Raw genomic sequence first — 9,164 nt, 5'->3', positions numbered from 1 at the left:
GTGGGAGCGGGCTTGACCCGCGATAGGCGCGCCGCCTATCAGACGCCTTCCCCCGCCACCCGCCGCTCATACTGAAAGCGCCAGCGCACAAACAGCAGCGCACTCACGAACAGCACCAGGCTGATCCCCACTTCCAGCCACCCCAGCAGCGCCCGCGCCGGGTCGAACGCGGCCAGCACGCCCTTGATGAAGTACAGGTTCACCACGAAGCACGTCCACGCATGGGCCCGTGCACTGCCCATCAGCATGCCCGGCAGCACCAGCAGCAACGGCACCAGCTCGATGGCCAGGATCACCCCCACGCGCGCGCCGTGCAGGTTGGCGAACCACAGGTTGTTCACCGTCAGCAACGCCATCAGGCTGAAAAACGCCACCAGGCTCAGCACCCGGGTAGCGCGCACACGTGGCTCCAGCCACTCCAGCGGCGGCAGCACCTTGGGCTTCTTAGCCACGGCCGTTCTCCAGCAGTTTGGCAGTGCTCGCCAGGCGCTGGCCCAGGGCACGGCACAGGGCGATCTCGTCGGCGTCCAGGTCGCGCTTGCCATCGGCCCCGGCATGGTGGCTGGCGCCATACGGCGTGCCGCCGCCCCGGGTGTCGAGCAACGCCGATTCGCTGTAGGGCAGCCCCATGATCAGCATGCCGTGGTGCATCAGCGGCAGCAGCATCGACAGCAGGGTCGACTCCTGGCCGCCATGCAGGCTGGCCGTGGAGGTGAACGCCGCCGCCGGCTTGCCCACCAGCCCGCCGCTCAGCCACAGGCTGCTGGTGCCGTCGATGAAATACTTGAGCGGCGCGGCCATGTTGCCGAAGCGCGTCGGGCTGCCCAGGGCCAGGCCCGAGCAATGGCGCAGGTCGTCGAGGGTGGCATACAGCGCGCCGTTCTCGGGGATGTCGGGGGCCACCGCTTCACACTCGGTGGAAATCGCCGGCACCGTGCGCAGGCGCGCCTCCAGCCCACCCAGTTCGACGCCACGGGCAATCTGCCGGGCCATTTCGCTGGTGGAGCCGTGGCGGCTGTAGAACAGGATCAGGATATAGGGCGCGCTCACGGCAGAATCTCCAGCACCTTCTCGGGCGGCCGGCCAATCACGGCCTTGTTGCCCGCCACCAGGATCGGGCGTTCGATCAGCTTGGGGTGCCGGGCCATGGCGTCGATCAACTGGTCGTCGCTCAGGGCCGGGTCGGCCAGGCCCAGGGTCTTGTATTCGTCTTCGCCACTACGCAGCAGCTGGCGTGCGCCGATGCCCAGCTTGCCGAGCAGGGCCTTGAGGGTGGCGGCGTCGGGTGGGGTTTCCAGGTAGCGCACCACCTCCGGGGTCAGGCCACGGGCTTCGAGCAATTCCAGCGCGCCACGGGACTTGGAGCAGCGCGGGTTGTGATACAGGGTCAGTTCGGTCATGTTCGGGGTCGCATCCGGCAGGGGGTGGCGGCTATTCTAACCGCAGCGAATTGGCATTTTGCCTGAATCTTGAAGAAGGATTGACCCATGACAAGGCGATTGGCAGCAGCCCTGGCCATCACCGCGAGCCTGTTGCTCGGCGGATGCGGTGTGGACTACGGCCTCGACCAGAACGGCAATGCGGTGAAAGCCGAGCAGATCGAAGGGCGCTGGGTGGTGCTCAACTACTGGGCCGAATGGTGCGGGCCGTGCCGCACCGAGATCCCCGAACTGAACGCAGCCGCCAAGGACTGGCAGGCGCAGGGGATCACCGTACTGGGGGTGAATTTCGACGGCTTGCGCGGCGATGAGCTGAAAAAGGCCAGCCAGGCGCTGGGCATCGACTTCACCGTGCTCGCCGACGACCCGGCCGAGCGCTACGACCTGCCGCGCAGCGAGGCACTGCCGGTGACCTACATCATCGACGACAAGGGCAAGGTGCGTGAGCAGTTGATGGGCGAGCAGACAGCCGAGGGGCTGGCCGAGAAGATCAAGGTGCTCAAGGGCGCCTGATCGGCGGTGCGCCCATCGCGGGTCAAGCCCGCTCCCACAGCGTTGTGGGGCGGGCCTGGGCCGCGATGCAGGCGATGCGGTCTGTCAGCCTTCCTCAGGCCAGAAGCGCAGCGGCTTGCCCTGTTCGGGCCAGAAGCGCACCTGCTCGATCGGCGAAATGTCCCAGCGTTGCACGGTCTCCAGCGCCTTCAAAAAGCGCTTTTCCTGCTCCATCAGCGCCGGCGCGCACTGCTTGCGCGTGCTGCCCACCGGGCCAAAGCTGAGTTTCTCGCCGTCCAGCGTATACGGCGCAAACCAGTGGTTGCAGCCGGCATTGCCATACGCCCGGCCATCCTCGGCCAGCGTCAGGGTCAGGTGGCTGTAGTCGATCAGCGGACGTTCGCCAATCCACTCCAGCACGTAGCTCTGTTCCTGTTGCAGCTTCATCGGCTCGGCTGCGCAACCGGCCAGGGTCGCGACCACCGCTGCACAGACCATCACGGGTTTCACTTTGCAGCCTCCTGGCATTTCGGGCACAGGTGCTTGTCGCCCTGTGTGCGCCAACCCAATTCGGCGATGCGCGCCACGGCCGCCGGCTTCTGCGCCTTGGTGCCCAGTTTGGCATCCACGGCGAATTCGAAGTCCAGGGTGGCCTGGCAGCCATCGCAGTTGACCTGCCATGCATGAATCGCCAGCTCGCCGAACACCGGGCCCGCCGCTACCGCCACCCACTGGCCGGTGGGGTTGATCAGGTGGCGCACGGTCTCGACCGTCAGGCGCATCGACAGGGTCTTGCTGCCCTTGAGGGTCACCAGCAGTACGTCGCCTTTCTGGATCGAGCCACCGTTGCCGGTGACCTGATAGCGACCGGGTACCAGCGAGCGGCATTCGATCAGGGTGTGTTGCGGATTGAACAGGGTGTAGCGGAAATCGTGTTCGACCATGGGTCCTCCAAATATGGCGCGTATCCTAGCATCATCCCTCGACCAGATTCTGCGGATTGCCTGCCGCCCAGCGGGCAATGTTCTCCAGCGTGGTGGCGGCGATCGCCGCCAGTGCCTCGCGGGTCAGGAAGGCCTGGTGCGCGGTCACGATCACGTTGGGGAAGGTCAGCAGCCGCGCCAGCACGTCGTCCTGCAACGGCAGGTCGGAGCGGTCCTCGAAAAAGATCTGCGCCTCCTCCTCGTACACGTCCAGCCCCAGGTAGCCGAGCTGGCCGCTCTTGAGCGCGTCGATCAGCGCCGGTGTGTCGACCAGCGCGCCGCGCCCGGTATTGATCAGCATGGCGCCCGGCTGCAGGCTGGCCAGGCTCTGCGGGTTGATCAGGTGCCGGGTCTGCGGCGTGAGCGGGCAGTGCAGGCTGATGATGCGCGATTCGCGCAGCAGCTCCGGCAGGTCCAGGTAACGTGCACCCAGCGCCTCCACCTCGGGGTTGGGGTAGGGGTCGTACGCCAGCAGCTGGCAGCCGAAGCCTGCCATGATCCGCGCAAACGCCAGGCCGATCTGGCCGGTGCCGACCACGCCGACGGTCTTGCCGTGCAGGTCGAAACCGGTCAGCCCGTGCAGGCTGAAATCGCCCTCGCGAGTGCGGTTGTAGGCACGGTGCAGGCGGCGATTGAGGGCAAGAATCAGGGCCACGGCGTGTTCGGCCACCGCATGCGGCGAGTAGGCCGGCACCCGCACCACCGTCAGCCCAAGGCGCTTGGCGGCGGCCAGGTCGACATGGTTGTAGCCGGCCGAGCGCAGCGCGATCAGGCGCGTGCCGCCGGCCTTGAGGCGGCTCAGCACCGGCGCCGAGAGGTCGTCGTTGATGAACGCGCACACCACCTCGTAGCCTTCGGCCAGTGCCGCGGTGTCTTCGGTCAGGCGCGCGCCTTGAAAGTGCAGCGCCAGTTGCGTGGCCCCTGGCGCGCTGCTGAAGCTGTCCTGGTCATAGTGTTGGCTGCTGAAGAGCAAGGCTTGCATGGCATGGTTCCCAAGGGTCGGATGCCGTCAGTGTAACCAACCGGCAAGGCCCGGGCCTTGCCAGAGATCAGGCGCTCTGGCGGGCCACGGTCGTCAGGCGGTTGATGGCCTGGTCCAGTTCGTCGAGGGCACGCTGGGCCTCGGGGTCGTCCTGCTTGAGCAGGGTTTCGCTGCGCTGGCAGGCGGCGCGCAGCTGCGGTACGCCGCAATAGCGCGTGGCGCCATTGAGTCGGTGCACGCGCTCGATGGTGGCGTGGCGGTCGTCGGCCTCGCGGGCGCAGCGGATCGCGTCGCGGTCGGCATCCAGCGAAGCCAGCAGCATGGCCAGCATGTCGGCGGCCAGGTCCGGCTTGCCTGCCGCCAGGCGCAGGCCTTCCTCAGGGTCCAGCACCTTCAGGTCGTTGCCGTCGACCGGCAGTTCGGCGCCGCGCTCGTTGGTCGGGCTGCCCAGTTGCAGGCCGGTCCACTTCAGCACCACCTGGGCCAGCTGGCGCTCACTGATCGGCTTGGTCAGGTAGTCGTCCATGCCGCTGTGCAGCAGGGCGCGCTTCTCGTTGGCCATGGCATGCGCGGTCAAGGCCACGATCGGCAAGGCCGGGGCGCTGCGCGTGGCCTCCCACTGGCGGATCTGTTCGGTGCATTCGCGCCCGTCCATCACCGGCATCTGCACGTCCATCAGCACCAGGTCGAAGTGCTCGTCCTGCACTGCGCTGATCGCCGCATGGCCGCTGTCCACCGCCAGCACATCGGCGCCGAGGTCTTCGAGCAGGGTCTGCACCAGCAGCAGGTTGGCCGGGTTGTCGTCCACGCACAGCACGCGGGGCTGGCGCTGGCCGCTGGGCACCTTGTATTCGCCGCTGGTACGCCTGGGCTGCACCAGCTCGAGCAGGGCCCGGCGCACCTTGCGCGTACACGCAGGCTTGGCGTGCAGCTGGCCGTGGGCATTGGGCAGGTGCGGGTGGTACAGCGCCTGTTCGGTGGTGGGGCACAGCACCAGGGCCTGACAGGCAAAGTGCTCCAGGCGCTGGATGTACTGGCCCAGGCGCTCGGGCGCCAGCGATTGCAGGTTGACCCCCATGATCGCCAGCTCGAACGGCTGGCCGGCAAGGAAGGCGGCCTCGATGCCCTTGAGCAACTGCTCGCTGGTGGTGAAGGTGGTCACGTCCAGGCCGCAGTCCTGCATCTGGTGCGCCAGTGCCTGGCGGGCCAGTTCGTGGTCGTCCACGATTGCCATGCGCCGGCCTTGCAGCGCCTGGGGTGGCAGGTCCTCGGCGTCGTCGCGGGCCTTGGGCAGGTTGAGGCTGATCCAGAACTGCGAACCCTCGCCCGGGGTACTGTCGACGCCGATCTCGCCGCCCATCTGTTCGATCAGGCGCTTGGAGATCACCAGCCCCAGGCCGGTGCCGCCGGGCTGGCGCGACAGCGAGTTGTCGGCCTGACTGAAGGCCTGGAACAGGGCACGCACATCCTGGCTGGACAGGCCGATGCCGGTGTCCTGCACGCAGATGCGCAACTGCACGCTGTCTTCGGTCTCGTCATCGAGCATGGCGCGGGCAACGATGGTGCCTTCGCGGGTGAACTTGATCGCGTTGCTCACCAGGTTGGTGAGGATCTGCTTGAGCCGCAGCGGGTCGCCCACCAGCGACAGCGGGGTGTCGCGGTACACCAGGCTGACCAGTTCGAGCTGCTTGGCGTGGGCCGCCGGGGCGAGGATGGTCAGGGTGTCCTGGATCAGGTCGCGCAGGTTGAACGGGATGCTGTCGAGCACCAGCTTGCCGGCCTCGATCTTGGAGAAGTCGAGGATCTCGTTGATGATGCCCAGCAGGCTGTCGGCGGATTTTTCGATGGTACCCAGGTAGTCGAGCTGGCGCGGGGTCAGTTCGCTTTTCTGCAGCAGGTGGGTAAAGCCCAGGATGCCGTTGAGCGGCGTGCGGATCTCGTGGCTCATGTTGGCCAGGAATTCGGACTTGATGCGGCTGGCTTCCAGGGCTTCCTTGCGCGCCATGTCCAGCTCGATGTTCTGGATCTCGATGGTCTCAAGGTTCTGGCGCACGTCCTCGGTGGCCTGGTCGATGCTGTGCTGCAGCTCTTCATGGGCGTTGTGCAGGGTTTCGGCCATGCGGTTGATGCCATTGGCCAGTTCATCCAGCTCATGGCTGCCCAGGCTCGGCAGGCGCTGTTCGAGGTTGCCGTCCTTGAGCTGGTTGACCGCGAACTTGATCTGCCCGATGGGGCCGTTGATGGTGCGGCTCATGCGCAGCGCCAGCAGGGCGGTCGCGCCCAGGCCCACCAGAATCAGCAGCAGGCTGGCGAACAGGCTGCGGTAGCCGCGCAGCAGCGTGCCATCGTGGGACAGCTCGATCTCGACCCAGCCCAGCAGGCGGTCGGCTTCACCGGGAACCCGTTCGCCGGCCAGCTCGCGATGGCGGCCGAACACCGGCAACAGGTAGCGCGTGGCATCGTTGCCGCTGCGTTGCAGCAACTGGGTGCCGCCACCGCTGGGCTGCTGGTTGAGCATGCTCGGGCCGGCGTGGGCCAGGTGGCTGCGGTCGGGGTGCAGAAACGACACGGCGCGCACGTCGGCCTGCTCCAGCGCCTCGGCGGCGATGCGCTCGAGCTGCGCCGAATCGTTGCGGGCCAGCACCGGGGCCACCAGGGGCGCCAGTTGCTCGGCGATCATGCGACCGCGTTGCAGCAGCTGGGCCTGCAGTTCGCTTTGCTGCAACCAGGTGAAGTAACCACCCAGCACCAGCGCCATCATGCTGGCCGGGAGCAGGGCGAGCAGCAGTACGCGGCTTCTGATTCCCAATCGATTCAGCACGCCCACTCTCCTGTGCTCGGTTAGCGCTGTAGGACCTTCGTCGGCATGTTCCGACGACCCAACTCTGAAAATTACCGCGACTGTGTATCTAATGCACTCATTTGTATCTGTTTTTGTCGATTGTAGGAGGCGCAGGTGCTTTTGTCGGCGCGTGTTGCTTGCATGGGGGGAATGCTCAATAATCGAGCGATTGAGAATTGCTAGCACCCGCCAATGAATCCCGTCGCCATTAACGCCTCAAACATACTTGCCATCGAGGACGATCCGGTCCTGGGTGCCCACCTGCACGAGCAGCTCGAGCGCAGCGGGTTTCTGGTGACCTGGTGCCGCGATGGCCGCGAAGGGCTGCAGATGGCTCGCCAGCGCAGCTTCGATGTGGTGCTGATGGATATCCTGCTGCCCGGCCTGAACGGGCTGGATGCCCTGGCGCGGCTGCGCGAGAAGAGCTCGATACCGGTGATCCTGATGTCGGCGCTGGGCGCCGAAGGCGATCGCATCACCGGCTTCCAGCGCGGCGCCGACGACTACCTGCCCAAACCGTTCAGCATGGTCGAGCTGCGCGTGCGCATCGAGGCGATCCTGCGGCGGGTGGCGCTGGAGCGCCGGCACCAGCCGGGGGAGGGCACGCCCGCGGGCGAACTGGTGTTCGATGAACTGGCCTGCGATGTGCTCCACGGGCAGCAGCGGGCCGGCCTGACCTTAAGCGAGTACCGCCTGCTCGACACCCTGCACCGCAGCCATGAAGAGGTGTTGAGCAAGGCATTCCTTTATCAGCACGTATTGCAGCGCGGCTATGCCCGGCATGACCGCAGCCTGGACATGCACGTGAGCCAGATCCGCCGCAAGCTCAAGGCCATCGGTTACCTGGAGCGCCAGGTGCGCACGGTGTGGGGCAAGGGCTATGTGCTCAGCGCCAGCGAGGACCTGTAGGTGCTCAGCCGTCATTCCCTGTTCTGGAAGCTGGCCTTGCTGCTGGTGGTGTTCTGCCTGCTGATGATTGCCCTGAGCTGGCAGTGGGGCCGGCACATGGAGATCCGCAACGCCTACCTGTCGCCCAAGGCGCGCGCCACCCTGGAAGACTACGCCCGCGAGGCCGAAAACGCCGTGCGCCGCGGCGGGCAGGCCGGCGTGGATGCGTGGCTGACGCAGATGCACGAGCGCGAGCGCGGTTTCGTGGGCGTGATCGGCAGCGACCTGCAATCGCTGGGCAGCGTGCCGCTGACCGACGCCCAGAGCCAGCGCCTGACGTTTCTGCGCGGCACCGACTGGCCGGTAAGCCGGCATTCGGCGCGCTCGCCATGGATGCTCGTGCCGTTCCCGGACGACTCCAGCCTGGGCAGCCTGGTGATCGAACTGCCGCAGCGGCTGATGCCGGGGCGCCTGAACATGCTGTTCTGGCGAATGGTCACCAACGGCCTGATCCCCGGCTTGCTGACCCTGGTGTTCTGCGTGGGCCTGTATCGCATGCTGATTCGCCCGCTGAGCCAGTTGCGCGAGCAGGCCAATGCCTGGCGCGCCGACCGGCTCACCGCGCGGGTGGCCAGCGACACCACCAGCCGCAAGGACGAGTTCGGCGAGCTGGGGCGCGCCTTCGACGACATGGCCGAGCGCCTGCAGGGCACGGTGGCCCTGCAGCAGCAGTTGCTGCGCGACCTGTCCCATGAAATGCGCACGCCGCTGAGCCGCCTGCGGGTGGCCAGCGAGGGCGAGACCGACCTGGAGGCGCTGCGCGAACGCCTGGGCCGGGAAGTGGACAACATGCAGCGCCTGGTGGAAGACGCCCTGCAACTGGCCTGGCTGGACGCCGAGCGCACGCAGTTGGTCAGCGAACCGATCCAGGTGCAGGCGTTGTGGGAGATGCTGGCGGAGGATGCCTGCTTCGAAAGTGGCTGGCCGCGGGAGCAACTGGTGTGCACGCTGGGGGCCGACTGCTGGGTGCAGGGCAACCTCAACAGCCTGGCCCAGGCGTTGGAGAACATTCTGCGCAATGCCATTCGCCACTCTCCGCCGGGCGGGGTGATACGCCTGGCGGGAAGCCGCCAGGGGGGCCAGTGGCTGCTGTGGCTGGAGGACGAAGGCGGAGGCGTGGACGAGGCCCAGCTGGAACACATCTTTGCGCCGTTCACCCGCCTGGACGACTCGCGGCCGGGGAACGGCGGCTTCGGCCTGGGCCTGAGCATTGCGCGCAATGCCCTGCAGCGTCAGAGCGGGCAGCTGTGGGCGCAGAACAATGCCAAGGGCTTGCGGGTGAACATGCAGCTGCCGGCGGTGATCTAGCACCGCTGCGGCTGAAGGCGCCGGCCTTGCCGGCCAATGCACCACCACCGTTTCAAGTTGCTGCGCGCGGGCTGCTTATATCCCTCGGCTATAACCCTCAACCATTGCGTGATATGGGCCAAAGCCGTTTGCCGGTATGATAGGCGCCCCCGCAGTCTGGATTGCGAAAT

Annotated in this window: 10 protein-coding genes; 3 read left to right on the top strand and 7 right to left on the bottom strand. The window is 66.7% G+C overall.

Translation table 11 applies throughout. The features are described from left to right. Positions 1–38 precede the first annotated feature (38 nt). The 3 genes from DN388_RS01440 to arsC are packed head-to-tail and all read right to left on the bottom strand — an operon-like array spanning position 39 to position 1,400. Positions 39–452, bottom strand: a complete 414-nt coding sequence (locus DN388_RS01440) for a DUF2069 domain-containing protein (protein ID WP_043862568.1) — start codon at positions 450–452, stop codon at positions 39–41. After that, positions 445–1,050: an NAD(P)H:quinone oxidoreductase gene (wrbA, locus tag DN388_RS01435; protein ID WP_043862567.1), complete on the bottom strand. Its 606-nt coding sequence runs from the start codon at positions 1,048–1,050 to the stop codon at positions 445–447. Before wrbA ends, DN388_RS01440 begins: the two co-directional genes overlap by 8 nt. Then, positions 1,047–1,400, bottom strand: coding sequence for an arsenate reductase (glutaredoxin) (arsC, locus tag DN388_RS01430; RefSeq protein ID WP_054914702.1), 354 nt, complete (start codon positions 1,398–1,400; stop codon positions 1,047–1,049). The genes wrbA and arsC overlap by 4 nt, the downstream gene beginning before the upstream one ends. Positions 1,401–1,487: 87 nt before the next feature. Here arsC and DN388_RS01425 point away from each other — a divergent pair, with 87 nt between their 5' ends. Next, complete coding sequence (locus DN388_RS01425; protein ID WP_043862565.1) at positions 1,488–1,952, top strand: TlpA disulfide reductase family protein; 465 nt, start codon at positions 1,488–1,490, stop codon at positions 1,950–1,952. A gap of 84 nt (positions 1,953–2,036) precedes the next feature. Here DN388_RS01425 and DN388_RS01420 read toward each other — a convergent pair whose 3' ends face one another. The 4 genes from DN388_RS01420 to DN388_RS01405 form a co-directional block, all read right to left on the bottom strand. Beyond that, positions 2,037–2,429: an META domain-containing protein gene (locus DN388_RS01420; RefSeq protein WP_078479811.1), complete on the bottom strand. Its 393-nt coding sequence runs from the start codon at positions 2,427–2,429 to the stop codon at positions 2,037–2,039. 8 nt (positions 2,430–2,437) lie between these two features. Further along, positions 2,438–2,875, bottom strand: a complete 438-nt coding sequence (locus DN388_RS01415; protein ID WP_043862563.1) for a hypothetical protein — start codon at positions 2,873–2,875, stop codon at positions 2,438–2,440. A gap of 31 nt (positions 2,876–2,906) precedes the next feature. Further along, a complete protein-coding gene (locus DN388_RS01410; protein ID WP_043862562.1) occupies positions 2,907–3,896 on the bottom strand; it encodes a 2-hydroxyacid dehydrogenase in 990 nt (329 codons plus the stop codon). Positions 3,897–3,963: 67 nt separating this feature from the next. Beyond that, positions 3,964–6,717, bottom strand: coding sequence for a response regulator (locus tag DN388_RS01405; protein ID WP_043862561.1), 2,754 nt, complete (start codon positions 6,715–6,717; stop codon positions 3,964–3,966). 213 nt (positions 6,718–6,930) lie between these two features. On the opposite strand from DN388_RS01405, the gene DN388_RS01400 reads away from it, so the two are divergent. Both DN388_RS01400 and DN388_RS01395 read left to right on the top strand, forming a co-directional pair. Next, complete coding sequence (locus tag DN388_RS01400) at positions 6,931–7,647, top strand: response regulator transcription factor (protein ID WP_043862560.1); 717 nt, start codon at positions 6,931–6,933, stop codon at positions 7,645–7,647. Then, complete coding sequence (locus DN388_RS01395) at positions 7,648–8,994, top strand: sensor histidine kinase (protein ID WP_043862559.1); 1,347 nt, start codon at positions 7,648–7,650, stop codon at positions 8,992–8,994. Positions 8,995–9,164: the final 170 nt, after the last annotated feature.

This window comes from Pseudomonas sp. S12(2018), from assembly GCF_024355235.1.
In the GTDB taxonomy this organism is placed as follows: domain Bacteria; phylum Pseudomonadota; class Gammaproteobacteria; order Pseudomonadales; family Pseudomonadaceae; genus Aquipseudomonas; species Aquipseudomonas palmensis.
The sequence above is the reverse complement of the archived record's forward strand: the minus strand, read 5'-3'. Positions and strand labels throughout refer to the sequence as shown.

Bases quoted from the DNA above. Each gene is read 5' to 3' on its own strand.
- arsC (WP_054914702.1), bottom strand. From the start codon at position 1,400: ATGACCGAACTGACCCTGTATCACAACCCGCGCTGCTCCAAGTCCCGT.
- DN388_RS01425 (WP_043862565.1), top strand. From the start codon at position 1,488: ATGACAAGGCGATTGGCAGCAGCCCTGGCCATCACCGCGAGCCTGTTG.
- DN388_RS01420 (WP_078479811.1), bottom strand. From the start codon at position 2,429: ATGGTCTGTGCAGCGGTGGTCGCGACCCTGGCCGGTTGCGCAGCCGAG.
- DN388_RS01415 (WP_043862563.1), bottom strand. From the start codon at position 2,875: ATGGTCGAACACGATTTCCGCTACACCCTGTTCAATCCGCAACACACC.
- DN388_RS01410 (WP_043862562.1), bottom strand. From the start codon at position 3,896: ATGCAAGCCTTGCTCTTCAGCAGCCAACACTATGACCAGGACAGCTTC.
- DN388_RS01400 (WP_043862560.1), top strand. From the start codon at position 6,931: ATGAATCCCGTCGCCATTAACGCCTCAAACATACTTGCCATCGAGGAC.